The sequence below is a fragment of the Pseudomonas sp. A genome (assembly GCF_056270345.1).
Genome location: NZ_CM149873.1, coordinates 3,059,547 through 3,079,015 on the forward strand (window position 1 = coordinate 3,059,547; position 19,469 = coordinate 3,079,015).

The window sequence follows — 19,469 nt, forward strand, 5'->3', positions numbered from 1 at the left end:
ATGAACACCGACTCGTGCACCCAGTGGCAGCGTGCGCCCTTGCCCTGGCTTTCCACCGAACAATGCCACTGGCTGTTCCTGCCCGGCTCGCTGACCCTGCACCTCAAGGCGCTGGGCCAATATCGCCTCGAGCTGATCGATCAGTACCCGACCCAGGCCTGCTTCGCCGATGCCCAGGCGTTGGGCATCGCCGCCGGCACCCCGCTGTGGGTGCGCACGGTGCTGATGCGCCTTGATCAACGCCCCTGTGTACTGGCGCGCAGCATCGCTCCGCTCGGTGCCCTCGACCAGGGTTGGGCGGTGCTTGACGGTTACGGCTCCCAGCCTCTGGGCATGATGCTGTATCAGGACCCGGACATCGTCCGAGGGCCGTTCGAATGGGGCGTGCTGGCCCTGGACGAGCCCTTGGGCAGGCTGTCGCGCTGCCTTGACGACAGCGGTCCTTGGCTGGCGCGACGCTCGCTGTTCCACCGTCACGGCGCGCCGCTGCTGATTGCCGAGTGCTTCCTGTCAGGCTTCTGGCACCACGAGGGCCGTGCCCCGTCTCCCGCTGCACGGCCCCTTGCCCGGCCTGCCGGAGCGCTGACGCAACATCTGTGAGTGCAGTGCCTTCGTCCACCCAACGTGAGAGCAGGATCCCCATGGTTTCTCTGAATCTGCAAGACGCTGTTCCTCCTTCGCGCAGCGCAACGGTGCCGTTCACTGCCGATATCGCTGAACCACGCCGTGATCCCGACTGGTCACCGGCGTCGTGGCAACAACGGGTCGCCCTGCAGCAACCCCGCTATGCCGACCGCCAGGCCATGGAGCAGGCCCTGGAGGAGCTCGCCCGGCAGCCGGCGCTGGTCATGGCCGAGGAAGTGGTCCAGCTCAAGCAGGCGCTGGCGCGAGCCCAGGAAGGCAAGCTGTTCCTGCTGCAAGGCGGCGATTGTGCCGAACGCTTCGAGGACTGCACCGGCGCGGCGATACACACGCGCCTGGAACATATGGAGCAAATGGGGCTGCTGCTGACCCATGGCCTGCGTCGCCCGATCATCCGTGTCGGGCGTCTGGCAGGCCAATATGCCAAGCCACGCTCGGCCGACAGCGAATGCATCGATGGCGTCGAACTGCCGGTGTACCGCGGCGATATCGTCAACGGGCACCGTTTCGAAGCCAGTGCGCGCGAACCCGATCCGCAGCGCATGCTGCAGGCCCATGCCCGCTCGGCACTGACCCTGAACCTAGCCCGCGCGCTGATGCGCAAAGGCTTTGCCGACCTGTACCAGCCGTCGCGCTGGGCCTTCGACTGGCTGCGCCAGAGCCCCCGGGCCGATGCCCAGGAACGCTTGCTGGGCTCCCTGCGCGAAGCCTTGCAACTGCTCGAGGCCTTGCGCCAGGAGGGTGGCGGCAGCGAGCCATCGGCGCACCTGCATATCTCCCATGAAGCCCTGCTGCTGCCCTATGAACAGGCACTGACGCACTACGTGCCGTCCCATCATGGCTGGTTCAACCTGTCGACCCACTTCCCGTGGATCGGTGTGCGTACCGCCGACCTCGAGGGGGCCCATGTCGAATACCTGCGCGGCATTGAAAACCCGATCGCGGTCAAGGTTGGGCCGGCAACCGGCAGCGACCAGTTGCTACGCCTGATCGAACGCCTCAATCCGGACGACGAACCTGGCCGTCTCACCCTGATCACCCGCATGGGCGCACAAACCATAGGCAACGCCTTGCCTGCGCTGATCGACGCGGTGCGTCGCGAGGGCCGTCGCGTGTTGTGGGTGTGTGACCCGATGCACGGCAATACCTGCAGTCTCGGCAACGGCTACAAGACCCGCTACTTCGAGCACATTCTCGCCGAGCTGGAACAGGCCGCCGGGTTGCATGCCGCCCACGGCAGTCACCTGGGTGGCGTGCATCTGGAGATGTCCGGCGAAGCCGTCACCGAATGCCTGGGCGGCGCGGGCAACCTCACCGAAGCCGACCTGCCGCGCAACTACCGCAGCAGCGTGGATCCACGCCTGAATCGTGAGCAATCGCTGGAACTGGCCCTGCGCCTGGCACAGAAGTTCGCTTGACCACGCCCCTGAAGCCTGTCGCGTGCGGGCAGTGCCCACACGTTCAAGGAAGAGACCATGATTGAAACCGAAGTCCTCGTCATCGGCAGCGGCCCGGCCGGCGCCTCGGCCGCGCTGTTTCTCGCCCGCCACGGTATCCAGACCCTGGTGGTGACCAAATACCCCTGGCTGGCCGATACCCCACGCGCGCACATCATGAACCAGCGCACCATGGAGATCCTCGACGACGCCGGAGTGGTCGAGGAAGCACTGCGCGATGCCGTGCCCAATCACCTGATCGGTGACAGCATCCTCTGCGAGTCGCTGACCGGACGCGAGATCGGACGCATCCGCTCCTGGGGCGCGGCCCCCGAGCGTCTGTCGGAATACCGCCTCACCAGCCCCCACGAAATCTGCGATATCCCGCAGAATTTCCTGGAGCCGGTGCTGGTGGCCAACGCGGTCAAGGCCGGGGCGAAAATCCGTTTCAGCAGCGAGTTCCTCTCGCTCGAGCAGGACGAGGAGGGCGTCACGGCCCAGGTGCTCGACCACCTGACCGGCGAGCAGTTCGCCATTCGCGCCAAGTACCTGATCGGTGCCGATGGCGGCCGCAGTCGTGTGGCCGAAGCCATCGGGCTACCGATGTCCGGCGAGATGGGCCTGGCCGGCAGCATCAACATCCTATTCAAGGCCGACCTCAGCCGCTACGTCGCCCACCGCCCCAGCGCCCTTTTCTGGATGCTCAACCCGGAAGCCCGTATCGGCGGGCTGGGGGTCGGCCTGCTGCGCATGGTGCGCCCGTGGAATGAATGGCTGTGCGTCTGGAGCTACGACATCAACCAGCCGGCCCCGCGCCTGGGCAATGCCGAAGCGGCGGACATCATTCGCAAGGTCCTGGGGACCGACGATGTCGAGCCGGACATCAGCTCGATTTCCACCTGGACCGTCAACCGCGCCTATGCCACCGAGTACGCCAGCGGGCGGGTGTTCTGTGCCGGCGACTCGGTGCACCGGCATCCACCGAACAACGGCCTGGGCTCGAACACCTCGATCCAGGACGCCTACAACCTGGCCTGGAAGCTTGCTTACGTGCTCAAGGGCATCGCCGCTCCACGCCTGCTTCACAGCTACAGTGATGAGCGTGCGCCGATCGGCCGCCAGATCGTCACCCGGGCGATCCGCAGCATCGGTCAGACCCGTGAGCTGCTGGCGGTGCTCGAGCCGGACGGCCAGCAGGGGCAGTTGGACCTGCAGGCGGTATTCGCTGACGACGTCGGCGGTGCTCAGGTCCGTGAGCGGCTGGCCCAGGCCATCTGGCAGAAGAACTACGAGTTCAACTGTCTCGGCGTCGAAAGCAATCTGCGTTATCGCTCCGCCGCCATCCTCGAAGCGGCCGACGCGCCGCCCGAACCGCTCGACGAGCTGGCGGGCGCCTACCATTCGCAGGTGGTCGCCGGCGCACGCTTCCCCCATGCCTGGGTGACGCGTCGGGGCGAGCGCGTGTCGACCCTGGCCCTGCTGGGCAAGGGCCGCTTCACCCTGATTGCCGGCAGTCAGGCAGGTGCCTGGGTCGAGGCGGCGGGCGAGCTGGCCCGAGCGCGCGGCATACCCCTGCACGGGCTGCGCCTGAGCGCAGCCGACGGCTTCGACGATATCTACTTCGACCTGCGTAACCGCGTGGGCTTCACCGACACCGACCTGGCCCTGGTCCGCCCGGACGGCCATGTCGCCTGGGCCGCCAAGGCCGAAGGGACGCCGCGCCAGGTACTGGCGCAGGTGCTCGAGCAACTCCTGCCCACGGCGCGCACCCACAGCACTCACGAACACCTGCACAAGGAGCTTGCATGAAACTGTTCAGTCAACCCCGCCTGGCCGTCGTCTCCGGATCGAGCAAAGGCATCGGCCTGGCCATTGCCGAGGCACTGTATGCCGAAGGCGTCAACGTGATCATCAATGGCCGTGACGCCGATGCCGTGCATACCGCCATTGCCGGCCTTCGCCAACGCGTCGGCGAGCACCAGGCCGAACTGATCCCGTTCGTTGCGGACCTCAGTCGTGCCGATGCGGTGCAGCGCCTGCACCAGGCGCATCCTCAGGTCGACATCGTGGTCAACAACCTGGGGGTGTACGGAGCCGCCGAGTTCGACGAGATCAGCGACGAGCAATGGCAGGAGATCTTCGACATCAACGTGCTAAGCGGAGTGCGTCTGTCGCGTCAGTACCTGGCCGGCATGAAGCAGCGCAACTGGGGGCGGATCGTGTTCATCAGCAGTGAAAGCGCCATCCAGATTCCCAGGGAAATGATCCACTATGGCATGACCAAGACCGCCCAGCTGGCCATTGCCCGCGGCCTGGCCGAGACCTGCGCCGCCACCGGTGTCACGGTCAACTCCGTGCTGCCCGGACCGACCCTGACCGACGGTGTGCGCGATTTCGTCCAGGGCCTGGGCGGCGGCAACCTGGAAGCCTTCACCGAGGAATACTTCCGCACCCTGCGCCCCAGCTCGCTGATCCAGCGCTTCCAGGAGCCGGCCGAGATCGGCTCGGCGGTGGCCTTCGTCTGCAGCGAGCAGGCCGCCTCGATCAATGGATCCGCCCTGCGCGTGGATGGTGGTGTGGTACGCGCCTGCTTCTGATCGCGCTCCCGTCGCAGCTCTCGAATCAAGGAACAACCCGCATGTCCAAGAATGCTTCGCGTATTTCCCGGCGCTCGCTGCTCAAGGCCAGCGCCGCCGGTGCCGCCGTCTCCTCCCTGGGCATGGCCGCCAGCGCCCGGGCGGCCACGCCACAATCCCCGCAGTGGCACGAGGAGTTCGATGTCATCGTCGTCGGCAGTGGTGCCGCCGGTGTCAGCGCCGCACTGTTTGCCCATGAGGCCGGTGCCAAGGTCGTGGTGCTGGAGAAAGCTCCGTTCTTCGGTGGCACCTCGGCCAAGTCGGGCGGCGCCTACTGGATTCCCGACAACTTCCACATGAAGGCCAAGGGACTTGCGGACAGCGAGGCCGCCTGCCTGGCCTACATGGCCCGCTACAGCTACCCCCAGCTGTTCAACCCGGATCACCCCACCCTGGGCATCCCGCAAGCCACGTATGAGCTGATGCGCACCTTCTATCGCGAAGCGTCGCCGACCATCGACAAGCTCGCGCAGATGAATGCGCTGCAGTCGATGCGTTACTCGATCTTCCCGGACGATGTGCCTGACCAGCCCGACTACGGTGACGTCATCGCCGGCTCGGTTGGCCTGCGCGGCCGGGCGCTGGGGCCGAAACAGCCGGACAACAGTCTCGGCCTGGGAGCGGAGCTCATGCGCCAACTGCGTGGCGCGCTCGACAGCCGCGCAATCCCGGTGCGCCTGGCCAGCAGCGCCGAACGCCTGCTGACCAACGCCCGTGGCGAAGTCATTGGCCTGCAGGTGTCCACCCTGGACGACAACGACGAGCCACGCCAGGTGCTGCTGCGTGCGCGCCGAGGGGTCGTCTTCGGTACGGGCGGCTATACCGCCAACCGCCAGTTGCGCGCCCAGTATCAGGTCAACCCGGTGTTCGGTGGCTGCGGCATCCCCACCTGCACGGGCGATTTCATCCGCATCGGCGGTGCCATCGGTGCACAGCTGGGCAACATGGGTGGCGCCTGGCGTGCCCAGACCCTGCTCGAGGAAGCCATCGCCTTCCCCAGCGTACCTCGGGAAATCTGGGTACCGCCAGGCGACAGCATGATCCTGGTCAACCGCTACGGGCGTCGCGTGGTCAACGAGAAGCGCAACTACCATGACCGCTCGAAGGTTCATTTCACCTGGGACCCAAGCACCGCCAGCTATCCCAACCTGCTGATGTTCATGGTCTACGACCAGCGCACGGCCGACCTGTTTGCCGGTCATCCCCCCATTCCGGCGCCGGGTACCACCGAGCGTTATGTGCTGCGCGGCGAGACTTTCGCCGAGCTGGCCAAGGCCCTCGATGAACGCCTGGCCTCGCTGGCCAGTCACACTGGTGGCTTGCGCCTGGACCCGGGCTTCGCCACGCAGATGAAGGAGACCTTGGCGCGTTTCAACCGCTTCGCCGAGAGCGGCAGCGACGAGGACCACCAGCGCGGCAAGTTCGCCTACGACCGCGACTACATGTATTTCTACCCCAGCCCCCCGCGCAAGGACCCGCGCCACCCGGCCAACGAAAAGGAAAACTTCACCATGTTTCCGCTGGCGGGCAAGGGGCCGTACTACGCGATCATCATGTGCCCGGTGACGCTGGATACCAATGGCGGTCCGGTAATCGACAGCCATGGCCGTGTGCTCGGCTACGATGACCAGCCCATCCCTGGCCTGTATGGTGCCGGCAACTGCATCGCCAGCCCCGCCCACGATACCTACTGGGCGGCGGGGGCGACCCTTGGCACGGCCATGACGTTCGGTCGCCTGGCCGGCGACCACGCGGCCCGCGAACCGATCAGGGAGGCATGAATGGACGGCATCGGCGTTTGCGCGCGGCGTTGGCGCGTGGCATGGCTGTGTGCACTGGTGACGTCTGCCTCGCCGGTGCTGGCCGACGAGGTGCCGAGTTTCAGGAAGACCATCCAGCCCATGCTCGACACCTATTGCGTGTCTTGCCATCTGCAGGGTTCGGCCCCGGAAGATCTGGTGTTGCAGCGCGGTAGCGCCTATCGGCAGCTGGTGGGCATCGCTTCGGTACAAAGCACGCTCAAGCGTGTCGTGCCCGGCGATCCGCAGGCCAGCTATCTGCTGCACAAACTCACAGGCGACCAGTTGTCGGTGGGGGGCAAGGGTGTGGCGATGCCTTTCGGCCAGGCGCAAGCCGACACCCAGCTGATCCAGGCCGTGCAGGCCTGGATCGCCAGTGGCGCACCGAACAACTGAGAGCGCTGGCGCTCATGGACAGCCTGGGCGTGCCTCATCGCGGGGCCAGCCCAGGCTGCTGGCATCATGAGCGCATGGGCGGCAGTTCGCGTTCGAAAGGCAGATCCGGGCCTGCCCGTGAGCAGGTGATCGCGGCGGCACGGATCGCGTAGGCAAGCATCGCGTCGATGGTTTCCCGCTCGAGCGTTGCCACGGCTGCCGGGCTGTCAGCCCCAAGGCGAGCGAGGCAGGCGAGCAGCGTTGCCTGGAAGGTATCGCCAGCGCCCACGGTGTCGCGAACCGGCACTGTGGTATCCGCCGGGCGCTGCCATGATCCATGCGCGCAGTGAACGCTGGCGCCATCTGCTCCATGGGTAACGAATACCAGTCGGCAGCGCTCGTTCAGCCAGCCTCTGGCCACATCACGAGTCTCCCGACCTGGATAGAGCAAGGCGATATCTTCCTCACTGGCCTTGATCACATGCGCATGCCCGGCAAACGCCTCCACCTGCCGCCGCCACAGCGCCACATCCGGCTGCGGATTAAACCGCACATTCGGATCCAGGCTGATCAGCCGTCGGTCCCGCTCGCGCTCCACCAGCGCCATCAGGGTATCGGCCACGGGCTTCACCACCAGGGTGTACGAGCCCACATGGATTCCCCGCACCCGCTCATCCAGCTCCGGCAGATGCGCCAGCGTCACCTGCCGGTCCGCACAGCCTTCACCACGAAACTGATACTGCGCCGAGCCATTGGTATCCAGCCCGACCATGGCCAGGGTGGTCGGCGCATCGCTGGTCACCACGTAGCGGCAGTCCACCCGTTCCTCGTCCAGCACCCGGCGTAGCCGGGCACCGAGGTAGTCGCTGGACAACCCGCCAAACAACGCCGACGCCACGCCCAACCGGCGCAGGCCGACGGCCACGTTGAACGGCGATCCGCCGGCAATCGCGGTAAACCCCAGCTCGCTGCTGCGGCTGCTGTTTTCCACGCTGAAGACATCGAACAGGGCCTCGCCACACACCAGGTACATGCAGTTCTCCAGAACGAAAGATTAGGGAAGGATACCCGCACTCAGCGTGCAGGCAGTTGCTCCCGATAGCGTTGATAGGCGGCCTCGTACTCGGCCTGTTGCGCCGGGCGGGGCAGGGTTCGGGTGCTTTCGTCGAGGGCGACGCAGCGTTTGCACAGGGTTTCGAGGCTGTCGCCCTGGCCCAGTTGGCGACCGAGGCTCCAGGCGGCCTGGATCGCGGCGCCCAGGGCGGCGGCTTCGGTCTGTTGGGGGCATACCACCGGCAGGCCGAGCAGGTCGGCCAGTGTCTGGCGCCACAGCTGGCTTTTCGCCGCGCCGCCGACCAGGCGGATTTCGCTGTCTTGCAGGCCGCTGGTACGTAGCAGGTCGAGGCCGTAACGCAGGCTGAAGCAGGTGCCTTCGAGCACGGCGCGGCAGAGGTTGGCGCGGGTCAGGTTGGCGCTGGTCATGCCGTGCAGGCTGGCCGTTGCTTCGGGCAAGGCGGGCACGCGCTCGCCGTCGAAGAAGGGCAGCATCAGCAGGCCGTCGGCGCCGATCGGGGCTTGGGCGGCGAGTGCGGTGAAACGGTCGAGGTCGAGCTCCAGCAGGTCGCGCACCAGGGCGCAGGCGCTGGTGAGGTTCATGGTGCAGATCAACGGCAGCCAGCCGCCGCTGGAGGCGCAGAAGGTCGCGACTTCGCCCTGGGCGCTGACGTGGGGCTGGTCGGCGTAGGCGGCCAGGGTGCCGGAGGTGCCGAGGCTCAGGGTGATCATGCCGGGGGCGATATTGCCGGTGCCGATGGCGCCGAGCATGTTGTCGCCGCCGCCCGTGGCCACCCAGGTCTGTGGGCTCAGGCCGAGTGCAGTGGCGATCTGTTCGCGCAGGGTGCCGATGCAATCGCCGGATTCGACCAGCTCAGGTAGCGCCGCCAAAAGACGCTCGCCGGGCTCGATGTGCTGAAGGACATCGGGCGCCCAGGTCCGTCGGCGCACATCGTAATAGCCGGTGCCGGAGGCGTCGCCGGGCTCCGTGCAGGCGCGACCGGTCAGCCAGTAGTTCAGGTAGTCGTGGGGCAGCAGGACATGGGCGAGGCGGGCGAACAGCTCGGGATGTTGGCGCTTGGTCCACAGCAACTTGGACAGGGTATAGCCCGGCGCGATCACCAGCCCGAGGTGTTCGAGCGAGCCTTGGGCGCCGCCGAGGGCATCGAGCAGTGCCTGGTTCTCGGGCGCGCTCTCGGTGTCGCACCAGAGCTTGGCCGGGCGCAGCACCTGGCCCTGGGCGTCGAGCATCACCAGGCCGTGCTGCTGGCCGGACACCGCCAGTGCGCGGATCGCCTGGCCATCCACACGGGCTTCTCGCAAGGCAGCGGACACCGCCGCACGCAGGGCCTCCAGCCAGTCGGCGGGGGCCTGCTCGCGCCTGCCGTCACGGCCTTGGGGCGGCGCATGGGCGGCGCTGCCCAGGCCGAGCACCTGGCCGCTGCCGGCGTCCAGCACCAGGGCCTTGGTGCCTTGGGTGCCGCAGTCGATGCCGAGGAACAATCCATCCATCTTGAAGCACTCCGTGTCAGTCGCCGAGGACCTGGCGCAGGGTTTCACCCACGCCGACTTCGCGCAAGCTGTCGTACAGGCGCTCGAAAGCGCTGACGAAGGCCTTGGACGCGGGGATGGCGGTGCCGAAGATCGCCTCGTCGCCCAGCACCCGGGCGGCCAGGCCGTCGCGCTGCACCACCCGGGCCTGGCAGTCGGCGGCGCGGGGGTCGGGGATGCTGTAGCGGTTGCCGTGTTCGTCTTCGCCGCGCAGGTACAGGGCCCAGGCGGCCACCACCAGGGCCACGCGCTCCAGCGGCTTGCCGTCGGCGATCAGGCGGTTGGCGGTGGGCACGATGAACTTGGGGAACTTCGACGAGCCGTCGGAGCACACGCGCTCCAGCTGGTCGGCGATAGCGCGGTTGGCGAAGCGTTCGCCGAGGCTTTGCTTGTAGCGCTCAAGATCAATGCCGGGTACTGGGGCCAGTTGCGGGGTCACGTCCTGGTCCATGAAGGTGCGCATGTAGCGGCGTAGCAGCGGGTCGGCGAGAGTCTCGTGGACGAAGCGGTAGCCCTGCAGGAAGCCCAGGTAGGTGAGGGCCAGGTGGCTGCCGTTGAGCAGCTTGATCTTCATTTCTTCATAGGGGGTGACGTCGCGGGTGAACTGCACGCCGACCTTTTCCCAGGCCGGGCGGCCGGCGACGAAGTTATCTTCCACCACCCATTGCAAAAACGGCTCGCACACCACCGGCCAGGCATCGTCGACGCCGTGGCGCTCACGCAGTTGCTGGCGGTGGGCGGGGCTGGTCATCGGGGTGATACGGTCGACCATGGCGTTGGGGAAGCTGACGTGGGCGGCTATCCACTGGGCCAGGTCGGGATCGAGCCGCTGGGCGAAGGCCAGCAGGGCCTTGCGGGCGACGTCGCCGTTGTGCGGGAGGTTGTCACAGGACATCACGGTGAACGGGCCGGTGCCGGCTTCGCGGCGGCGGCGCAGGGCTTCGCAGAGGTAGCCGAAGACGCTTTGCGGGGTTTGTGGGTTGGCCAGGTCATGCTGGATCTGCGGCAGGTCGGCGCGGAACTCGCCGGTGCTGTCGTCGATGCAGTAGCCGCCTTCGGTGATGGTCAGCGAGACGATGCGGATGCCGGGTTCGGCCAGTTTGGCGAGCAGCGGTTCGGCGCCGTCCTCGGCCAGCAGCATGCCGTTGATGGCGGCGATTGCGCGTACCTTGGTGTCGGGCTGGTCGCCGAGTTCGAACAGGGTGTAGAGGTGGTCCTGGCCGGCCAGGGCGTCGCGCATGGCGCGGTCTTCGCCGCGCAAGCCGACGCCGCAGATGGCCCAGTCGAGGCCTTCGCCGCAGTTCATCAGGGCGTCGGTGTAGGCGGCCTGGTGGGCGCGGTGGAAGCCGCCGACGCCGATGTGGGCGATGCCCTGGCGTAGTTGGGTTGGGTCGTAGCTGGGGCGGGCGACGGAGGGGGGCAATTGGGTGAGGTTGGGGTGGTTCAATTTCATCCTGGAGCATCCCTTTGGAGGTCATGTGTGGATCGCGTGATGGCGGCGATGTGCCTGGCGGGAGCCTTGTGGCGTTCTTGAGATCGAGCGCCGCCCGCGCGGCGCATCGCGGCACAAGGCCGCTCCTACATCTGTTTCGGGCCAGTCAATCCTGCGCCATTGCCTGGTCCGCCTTGTTGGCTCGACGCGCTTTCAGCGTGGGCACCACTGCCGCTCCACCTGTCTCAAGGCATGCGCCAAGGCGGGCAGAGGTACCCTTACAGGACTCACTGGCCCGAAACAGATGTAGGAGCGGCCTTGTGCCGCGATGCGCCGCGCGGGCGGCGCTCGATCTCATAGGCGCCACAACCCTCTCGGCGAACACCTCAGGCCACCTGCAGCAATCGCTTGTCGATCGCCTGCCCATTGCTATCAAACAGATGGCAATGGCTAGGGTCAAAGCCCAACTCCAACCCCTCGCCAAACCCCGGCGCAAAGTCCCCGCGTACCCGCACGGTCAGCATTTCCCCGGAGGCTGCACGCACATGGCAGTAGCTATCGCTGCCCAGCCGCTCACTCACATCGGCAGTCACCTGCAACGAGCCCTGGGTACCTTGCCCGGCGCGATCAATGTTCAGATGCTCGGGGCGAATCCCCAGCGTCACCTGGCTGCCGGTATGCAACTCCCCCGCGCACAGCGGCAAGGCGATGCGAGCGCCGCACTCCAGCGCCACCTCGCACTGGTTGCCTTGGTTGCGACTCAGGTGCCCACGCAAAAAGCCCATCTTCGGTGTCCCCAGAAACCCTGCGACAAACAGGTTGGCCGGATGGTGGTACAGCTCCAGCGGCGAGCCGACCTGCTCGATGCGCCCGCCGTTGAGCACCACCACCTTGTCGGCCAGGGTCATCGCCTCGACCTGGTCATGGGTCACGTAGATCATGGTCGCGGCCAGCTCCTGATGCAGCCGCGCCAGTTCCAGGCGCATCTGCACGCGCAGGGCGGCGTCGAGGTTGGACAGTGGCTCGTCGAACAGGAAGATCTTCGGGTTGCGCACGATCGCCCGGCCGATCGCCACCCGCTGGCGCTGGCCGCCGGAGAGCTGGCGGGGCTTGCGTTCGAGCAGCGGTTGCAGTTCGAGGATGCGCGCGGCGTTGTCGACCTTGGCGCTGACTTCCTGCTTGCCGACGCCGGCCAGGTCCAGGGCGAAGGACAGGTTCTTGCGCACGGTCATGTGCGGATACAGGGCGTAGGTCTGGAACACCATGGCCAGGTCGCGCTTGGCCGGGGCGGTGTCGGTGATGTCGGCGCCGTCGAGGGTGATGCTGCCGCTGCTGACCTCCTCGAGGCCGGCGATCAGGCGCAGCAGGGTGGACTTGCCGCAGCCGGAGGGGCCGACGAACACCACGAACTCGCGGTCGCGCACGTCCAGGTCAATGCCCTTGATGATGGCGTGGCCATCGAAGCCTTTGTGCAGGTTGCGGATTTTCAGGTCAGCCATGTCGAGTCACCTCAGTGGTGGCAAGGTCTTGAGGGGAGATCACAGTTCCCTGTGGGAGCGGGTTTACCCGCGAAGCAGGCGGCGCGGTGGATGGCACCGGCTTTGCCGGTGTTCGCGGGTAAACCCGCTCCCACAGGAGCAGTGGCACATATGAAGGGGCACGATTCATTTCACAGCCCCAAACGAAAGCCCGCGCACCAACTGCTTCTGGCTGATCCAGCCAAAGATCAGGATCGGCGCGCAGGCCAGGGTCGAGACGGCCGAGAGCTTGGCCCAGAACAGCCCTTCAGGGCTCGAATAGGAAGCCACCAGCGCCGTCAACGGCGCGGCGGCGGACGAGGTCAGGTTCAGCGACCAGAACGCCTCGTTCCAGCACAGGATCAGCGACAGCAGCAGGGTCGAAGCCAGCCCGCCGCGGGCAATCGGCAGCAGCACGCGGACGATCTCCTGCCAGGTGCCGGCGCCATCCAGCCGCGCGGCCTCGAGGATGTCCACGGGGATGTCCTTGAAGTAGGTGTACACCATCCACACCACGATCGGCAGGTTGATCAGGGTGTAGACGATGATCAGCGCCAGGCGCGAATCCAGCAGGCCGAACTGCTTGGCCAGCAGATAGATCGGCATCAACACGCCCACCGGCGGCAGCATCTTGGTCGACAGCATCCACAGCAGCGTGCGCTTGGTGTGGCGGGTCTCGAAGAAGGCCATCGAGTAGGCCGCAGGCACCGCGATCAGCATGCATAGCAAGGTGGCGGAGAACGAAATCAGCACCGAGTTCCAGGCGTAGGCGAAGTAGTCGCTGCGCTCGTTGATGTGCAGGTAGTTCTCCAGCGTCGGCGCAAAGATGAACTGCGGCGGCGTGGCGAAGGCGTCCAGCTCGGTCTTGAAGCTGGTCAGCAACATCCAGAAGATCGGGAAGAAGATCACCAGGGCGATGGCCCAGCACAGCAGGCCGAGCAGCGCGTTCTTCAGGGTGCGGGTTTGCTTGAGTGTCAGCATGGCGGGCTCCTCAGCTGCGCGCGGTGAGGTTCTTGCCGATCATGCGAACCAGCACGATGGCGGCGATATTGGCGATCAGCACGGCGATCAGGCCACCGGCCGAGGCCATGCCGACGTCGAACTGCAGCAGCGCCTGGTTGTAGATCAGGTAGGCGAGGTTGGTGGACGCGTATCCGGGGCCGCCGCTGGTGGTGGTGAAGATCTCGGCGAACACCGACAGCAGGAAGATGGTCTCGATCATCACCACCACGGCGATCGGCCGCGCCAGGTGCGGCAGGGTCAGGTGCCAGAAGATCGCCAAGGGGCCTGCGCCATCCAGGCGCGCAGCTTCCTTCTGTTCCTGGTCCAGCGACTGCATGGCGGTCATCAGAATCAGGATGGCGAACGGCAGCCACTGCCACGACACGATCAGGATGATCGACAGCAGCGGGTAGTGCGCCAGCCAGTCCACCGGTTGCGCGCCGAACAGGCGCCACACGGCGGCGAGGATGCCCGACACCGGGTGGAAGATCAGGTTCTTCCACAGCAGCGCGCTGACCGTGGGCATGATGAAGAACGGCGAGATCAGCAGCACCCGCACCACGCCGCGGCCCCAGAACTCGCCGGCCTCCAGCAGCGCGGCGATCAGCACGCCGAGCACCACGCTGATCGCCAGCACGCTGCCGACCAGGGTCAGGGTGTTGAGGGCGCCGGGCATGAAGCCGGCGTCGGTGACGAAGAAGGCGAAGTTCTCAAGGCCCACGAACTGGTTTTCGCCCGGGTACAGCAGGTTGTAGCGGATCAGCGAGAAATACAGGGTCATGCCCAGGGGCACGATCATCCACAACAGCAGCAGCGCCACCGAAGGGCTGACCAGGAACCAGCCGGGGCCGACGCGGCGTTTGCCGGGGCGCGCGGTGGCGAGGCTCGGGGTGTCGAGGGCCGAGGTATTCATGGCGACTCCGTGTGCTTCGGAAAGGGGCGGTCACCGCGCCGCAGGCTGGCGCGGTCTACGGCGGTGCGAGCTACTTGGGGTAACCGGCGCGTTTCATCTCGCGTTCGGTGGACTGCTGGGCCGAGGCCAGCACCTGGTCTACTTTCATCTGCCCGGTGAGCGCGGCGGCGAACAGCTTGCCGACCTGGGTGCCGATGGCCTGGAACTCGGGGATGGTCACCAGCTGGATGCCCACGTAAGGCACGGGCTTGAGGGTGGGGTGGTTGGGGTCGACGCGCTTGAGCGATTCCAGCGTGACCTTGGCGAACGGCGCGGCGGCCAGGTACGCGTCGCTGTAGGTCGAGGCGCGGGTGCCCGGTGGCACGTTGGCCACGCCTTCCTGCTCGGCCACCAGCTTGCCGTAGGCCTCGGAGGTGGCCCAGGTGGCGAAGGTCCTGGCGGCGTCCTTGGCCTTGGAGCTGGTGGGGATCGCCAGCGCCCAGGAATACAGCCAGGTGGCGCCCTTGTCGGTGACTTCCTTGGGCGCGAAGGTGAAGCCGACCTGGTCGGCGACCTTGCTCTGGGTCTTGTCGGTGACGAACGAGCCAGCGACGCTGGCATCGACCCACATCGCGCACTTGCCGCTGTTGAACAGCGCGAGGTTTTCGTTGAAGCCGTTGCTGGAGGCGCCGGGCGGGCCGTATTGCTTGAGGGTGTTCACATAGAAATTCAGCGCGTTCTTCCACTCGCTGCCGCTGAACTCGGGCTGCCATTGCTCATTGAACCAGCGCGCGCCGAAGGCGTTGGCCACGGTGCCGATCAGTGCCATGTTTTCGCCCCAGCCGGCCTTGCCGCGCAGGCAGATGCCGTACTGGCCCTGGTCGGGGTGGTTGAGCTTGGCGGCGAACTCGCCGAGCTGGGTCCAGGTGGGTTGCTCGGGCATGCTCAGCCCGGCTTTTTCGAACAGGTCCTTGCGGTAGTAGGTGATCGAGGCTTCGGCGTAGAAGGGCAGGGCGTACAGCGTGCCGTTGGCCGACAGGCCGTTGCGCACCGAGGGGAATACATCCTCGAGGTTGTAGTCGGCGGGCAGGTCGGTCATTGGTGCCAGCCAGCCCTTGGCGCCCCACAGCGCGGCTTCGTACATGCCGATGGTCAGCACGTCGAACTGGCCGCCCTGGGTGGCGATATCGGTGGTCAGGCGCTGGCGCAGCACGTTCTCTTCGAGCACCACCCACTTGAGCTGGATGTCCGGGTGCTGCTGCTCGAACACCTTGGCCAGGCGCTGCATGCGGATCATGTCGTTGTTGTTGACCGTGGCGATGGTCAGGGTCTCGGCGGCCTGGACGTGCAGCGGCAGGCTGAGGCAGGCGGCGGCCAGGCAGGCCTTGATCGAGTCGTTCATCGGTGAACTCCCTCGGGGATGACGTTATTGTTTTTGTGTCGCTCGCTGCCGATTACACCCGCGTACGGCGATGCCGACAAAGCCTGGCCTGCACCAGGACTGATACTTTTTTGCTGTGCGCGCGCCCCCTGTAGGAGCGGCCTTGTGCCGCGAAAGGGCCGCGCAGCGGCCCCAGAATTTCAGCCTTGACGCATCAATCGCCGGGGCCGCTACGCGCCCCTTTCGCGGCACAAGGCCGCTCCTACAGGAGGTTGCGCACGGCGTTCAGCCCCGGTTCTGCTCGGTCAGCCGCTGGGTCACCAGGCTGCGGTAGTCCGAAGGCGTCATGCCCTTGAGCTGCAAAAACCGCCGGTTGAAGTTCGACAGGTTGCTGAACCCCGACTCGAAGCACACCTCGGTCACCGGCAGCTCGCCCTTGGCCAGCAGCTCGCACGACTTGCTTACCCGCAGCCGGTTGACGAACTCGACGAAGCCGCGCCCGGCGGCCTGCTTGAAGAACCGCGAGAAGTACGTCGGCGTCATCCCCAGGTGCTCGGCCACCGCGTTCTGGCTCAGGTCCTGGGCGTAGTGCTGGAAGATGTAGTCCACCGCCCGGTTGATGCGCTCGACATTGTGCTCGTCGGCCAGCTGCGAGGAGGTGACGGTGGACAGCAGCTGGTAGTCGTCACAGGCGGCCAGCTGCTCCATGAGGATAAAAAAGTATCCCAGGCGGGTCATGCCGCGGCTGTCGGCGATGCGTTGCAGCAGCTGGCGACTCTCCTGGATCAGCGCCGGGTCGCGGAACTCGATGCCATAGCGCGCCCGGGCCAGCAGCGGGGCAAGCTGGGTGAGCTCGGAGAACACCTGGCCGCCGTCCTCGAGCACCTCGTCGGTGAAGTTGACCAGCATGTCGCGCTTGCCCACCACTTCGTCGGGGCCGACCTGGCTGATCCAGTTGTGCGGCAGGTTGGGGCCGGTGAGAAACAGCGTGTCGGGGGCGAAGTTGCCGATGTAGTCGCCGATGAACACCTTGCCGGCGCTGGCGACGATCAGGTGCAGCTCGTATTCCTTGTGAAAGTGCCAGCGCACCAGCGGGCTGGGGAAGCCGTGCTGGCGGTAGATCAGCGAGGCGCCTTCGTGGTCGTCCATCAGCTCGTAGGACGGATCGGTGACTTTGCTCGGTCTGGGCATGGCGGTGGCTGGGCCTGGAGGGCGAGGTGTCATCGTAGCCTGAAGTGCTGGAGCAGGGCAGATGCTTGAAGCGGGTTCCACGCGATGCCGGCCAACGTGGCCCTTGTGGGAGAGGTGATGCGTCTATGCGACTTGCCCCGCGATGGGCCTTAGCCGACAACATCTGCAGAGAATATTGCAGGTCCTACAGCATTTCTTCCGTTGATTGTGTAGTCCTTTTCCTAAAGGCACCTTTTCCCCTCGGTAGCCCGTTGTAGTGGATTGGCGCTCGCTTTAGTCTCGGCCTGCTCGTCGCGCTTCACCCACCGGGGTTGACCGGGCCACTGGGCAGCTTACCGCGCAGGGATCGCGCGGTTTGGTCTGGCGGCTCCGAGGGATGAACCGCGACGGGCTCTTTCTTTTTCCAGGGGGCAAGGTCATGGACAAGGACGAACACGCAAAGGGCACCGCAGATCTGAAGATCGTCAGCCTGGCAGGCCGCACCAAGCGCTACTCGGTGCGTGACTGGGTACAGGCGATCCCGGGGTTGCCGACCGAGGACGTGCTGCAGGAAACAACGATCATCCTGGGCTGCATCACCGGGCTGACCTACCAGGCGTTGAGCCAGCCGAAAGACGCACAGACGCTGATGCGGGCGACGTACTACCTCAGCGGCATGGCCAAGGCGATGATCGATGGGCAGTTGCCGGTGAAGCGAGAGCAAGGCGACAGCTGAACTGTCGGCACCAAGGCAAGGGCCGCTTTCGAGCAATCGAGAGCGGCTATTTTGTCGCTGATTTCGTCAGGCAGCATGGCCGAGGATGGCAGCACAGCAAGCCATATTCAGTTGCTCATGGGGCCAGAGTATCCGGGGCAGGGCAAACCCGCTCGCACGTTGCGGGAGCGGGTTTGCTCCGGCGTCAGATGTAGATGAACACCAGCACCAGCGCCGCGACCACTGCCCACTTCTCCAGGTAGTAGCGGGTGCGGTTGCGTTTCTTCATCGCCTTGCCGCGCTCGCGGATCTTGTAGATGCGCGTGAACAGGCGGTTGATGCCGCCGGTCTTGTCGTTGGCATCGTTGGGCGCGGCGGCGGCGGCCATGACGTTGCGGCTGAACCAGCGGTTGAACGCCGCGGCCCAGCGGTACTTGAGCGGGCGCTCGACGTCGCAGAACAGGATGATGCGGTTGTGCTCGGTGGTGTTGGCGGCGTAGTGGATGTAGGTCTCGTCGAACACCACGCCCTCGCCGTCACGCCAGGAGTACTTTTCACCGTCCACGTCGATGTAGCAGCCATCGTCGTTGGGCGTGTCCAGGCCCAGGTGGTAGCGGTAGGAACCGGCGTACGGGTCACGGTGGCGCACCAGCTTGGCGCCTGGCGGCAGGGTGGCGAACATCGCCGCCTTGACCGTGCCGATGCCGGCGAGCAGTTCGGTGGTGCGCGGGCACAGGGTCATCGCCGACGGGTGGCTCTCGCCGTACCATTTCAGGTAGAAGCGCTTCCAGCCGGTCTTGAAGAACGAGTTGAAACCGACGTCGTCGTAGTTGTCGGACTTCTTGATCTCGCCGGCCTGCAACAGCTGCTGGCCTTCCTTGCGGATCTCCTGCCAGTGGTCCTGCAGCACCTGCAGCTCGGGGAAGGCGCTGACCGGCAGGTACGGCTTGGCCGGATGCTTGGAGAACAGGTACAGGAAGGCGTTGACCGGGGCCAGGAAGCTGGAGTGATCGCCCAGCTGGCGGGTCAGCTTGTGACGAACCCGACCGCGCAGGTGAACATAGGCGATCGAGAGGACGAAGATCAGTACGAGTGCAATTTTCATGGACGTTTACTTGTCGAAAAATGGCCATGCGCCATGGCGTAAGCCCGCCAGCATAAACAATCGTGGCGCGGGTTTGTACTTATTGTTACGTCTTGTCTGGCCGACTTAGGTGCAATGGCTGACAGGTTGCGCAAACGATTCAACAGCTTGCGTCGCCGTTACGACTGGGTAAAGCACTACACTCGATGGCTTGAACCGCTGTCAGGGAGATTCACATGGTCCAGGATCCGCGCCCCAGCGGCGCGCCGTTCAAACGGCTGTTCTTCGCCTTGCCGGTCAGCGACCAACAATGCCGTGCCCTGGCGCAGTGGCGTCGAGGGCTGAACCTGCGCAGCGGCAAACCGGTGCCGGCGGAGAATTTCCACGTCACCTTGCTGTTTCTCGGTGACGTGGACGCCGAGCAGGTGCCGGCGATCTGCGCGGCGGTCGATCAGCTCAGGCGGCCGGTCGCACCGCCACGCTTGCTGCTCGACCGTCTGCAGGTCTGGCCGCGGGCCGCTGCGCTGGTGCTGGAGGCGCAGCAGGCGCCTGCGGCGCTGCTGCAACTGGTGTACGGCCTGCAGCAGGCGCTGTTGCCCCTGGGCGTGGAGGCGGCAAGCCGTGAGTATCGCCCGCACCTGACCCTGGCCAGGGACTTTCGCGGCCAGCCGCCAGAGGCCGGCACGGCGCCGGAATTCTTCCTTGCCGCCCGGCACTTCACGCTCTACGAGTCGCGCAAGGGCCGTTACTGGCCCTTGGCGCAATGGCCGTTGAGCGCCTGAGC

17 protein-coding genes are annotated in these 19,469 nt (G+C 65.9%); 8 read left to right on the forward strand and 9 right to left on the reverse strand.

The genetic code is table 11. The features are described 5' to 3' along the window. Genes AC0MAZ_RS13895 through AC0MAZ_RS13920 form a run of 6 tightly spaced genes read left to right on the forward strand, consistent with a single transcriptional unit; the run spans position 1 to position 6,909 of the window. Positions 1-600, forward strand: coding sequence for a chorismate--pyruvate lyase family protein (locus AC0MAZ_RS13895; RefSeq protein WP_203647223.1), 600 nt, complete (start codon positions 1-3; stop codon positions 598-600). A 41-nt stretch (positions 601-641) separates the two neighbouring features. Then, positions 642-2,060, forward strand: a complete 1,419-nt coding sequence (locus tag AC0MAZ_RS13900; protein ID WP_475858190.1) for a 3-deoxy-7-phosphoheptulonate synthase class II — start codon at positions 642-644, stop codon at positions 2,058-2,060. A gap of 57 nt (positions 2,061-2,117) precedes the next feature. Beyond that, positions 2,118-3,887 (forward strand): FAD-dependent oxidoreductase, encoded by a 1,770-nt coding sequence (locus tag AC0MAZ_RS13905; RefSeq protein WP_203647219.1) that lies wholly within the window; start codon positions 2,118-2,120, stop codon positions 3,885-3,887. After that, a complete protein-coding gene (locus tag AC0MAZ_RS13910) occupies positions 3,884-4,675 on the forward strand; it encodes an SDR family NAD(P)-dependent oxidoreductase (RefSeq protein ID WP_203647217.1) in 792 nt (263 codons plus the stop codon). Before AC0MAZ_RS13905 ends, AC0MAZ_RS13910 begins: the two co-directional genes overlap by 4 nt. A gap of 41 nt (positions 4,676-4,716) precedes the next feature. After that, on the forward strand, positions 4,717-6,495 hold the full coding sequence (locus AC0MAZ_RS13915; protein ID WP_232857127.1) for an FAD-dependent oxidoreductase: 1,779 nt from the start codon (positions 4,717-4,719) through the stop codon (positions 6,493-6,495). Then, complete coding sequence (locus AC0MAZ_RS13920; protein WP_232857126.1) at positions 6,496-6,909, forward strand: hypothetical protein; 414 nt, start codon at positions 6,496-6,498, stop codon at positions 6,907-6,909. Positions 6,910-6,973: 64 nt separating this feature from the next. On the opposite strand, the gene AC0MAZ_RS13925 is transcribed toward AC0MAZ_RS13920, so the two are convergent. From AC0MAZ_RS13925 to AC0MAZ_RS13960, 8 genes are all read right to left on the reverse strand, one after another. Continuing rightward, complete coding sequence (locus AC0MAZ_RS13925; protein WP_475858193.1) at positions 6,974-7,921, reverse strand: carbohydrate kinase family protein; 948 nt, start codon at positions 7,919-7,921, stop codon at positions 6,974-6,976. A 41-nt stretch (positions 7,922-7,962) separates the two neighbouring features. Next, positions 7,963-9,453, reverse strand: a complete 1,491-nt coding sequence (gene xylB / locus AC0MAZ_RS13930; protein ID WP_475858194.1) for a xylulokinase — start codon at positions 9,451-9,453, stop codon at positions 7,963-7,965. Positions 9,454-9,469: 16 nt separating this feature from the next. Then, positions 9,470-10,945 (reverse strand): mannitol dehydrogenase family protein, encoded by a 1,476-nt coding sequence (locus AC0MAZ_RS13935; protein ID WP_475858196.1) that lies wholly within the window; start codon positions 10,943-10,945, stop codon positions 9,470-9,472. Between the two features lie 365 nt (positions 10,946-11,310). Next, positions 11,311-12,423, reverse strand: a complete 1,113-nt coding sequence (locus AC0MAZ_RS13940) for an ABC transporter ATP-binding protein (protein ID WP_475858197.1) — start codon at positions 12,421-12,423, stop codon at positions 11,311-11,313. Between the two features lie 165 nt (positions 12,424-12,588). Then, a complete protein-coding gene (locus tag AC0MAZ_RS13945; RefSeq protein ID WP_011533227.1) occupies positions 12,589-13,422 on the reverse strand; it encodes a carbohydrate ABC transporter permease in 834 nt (277 codons plus the stop codon). 10 nt (positions 13,423-13,432) lie between these two features. Further along, the gene (locus tag AC0MAZ_RS13950) at positions 13,433-14,356 is read right to left on the reverse strand and encodes a carbohydrate ABC transporter permease (protein WP_203647207.1); all 924 of its coding nucleotides are present in this window, start codon (positions 14,354-14,356) and stop codon (positions 13,433-13,435) included. 70 nt (positions 14,357-14,426) lie between these two features. Continuing rightward, positions 14,427-15,737, reverse strand: coding sequence for an ABC transporter substrate-binding protein (locus AC0MAZ_RS13955; protein WP_234561361.1), 1,311 nt, complete (start codon positions 15,735-15,737; stop codon positions 14,427-14,429). Positions 15,738-16,001: 264 nt separating this feature from the next. Continuing rightward, complete coding sequence (locus AC0MAZ_RS13960) at positions 16,002-16,907, reverse strand: AraC family transcriptional regulator (protein WP_232857120.1); 906 nt, start codon at positions 16,905-16,907, stop codon at positions 16,002-16,004. Between the two features lie 418 nt (positions 16,908-17,325). Here AC0MAZ_RS13960 and AC0MAZ_RS13965 point away from each other — a divergent pair, with 418 nt between their 5' ends. After that, positions 17,326-17,622 (forward strand): DUF3077 domain-containing protein, encoded by a 297-nt coding sequence (locus AC0MAZ_RS13965; protein ID WP_203647204.1) that lies wholly within the window; start codon positions 17,326-17,328, stop codon positions 17,620-17,622. Between the two features lie 184 nt (positions 17,623-17,806). Here AC0MAZ_RS13965 and lpxO read toward each other — a convergent pair whose 3' ends face one another. Next, positions 17,807-18,706, reverse strand: a complete 900-nt coding sequence (gene lpxO / locus AC0MAZ_RS13970; protein WP_214501466.1) for a lipid A hydroxylase LpxO — start codon at positions 18,704-18,706, stop codon at positions 17,807-17,809. A gap of 215 nt (positions 18,707-18,921) precedes the next feature. Between lpxO and thpR the strand changes: the two genes are divergently transcribed. Further along, positions 18,922-19,467 carry an RNA 2',3'-cyclic phosphodiesterase gene (gene thpR / locus AC0MAZ_RS13975; protein WP_232857119.1) on the forward strand — a complete coding sequence of 182 codons (546 nt, stop codon included), beginning with the start codon at positions 18,922-18,924 and terminating at the stop codon, positions 19,465-19,467. Positions 19,468-19,469: the final 2 nt, after the last annotated feature.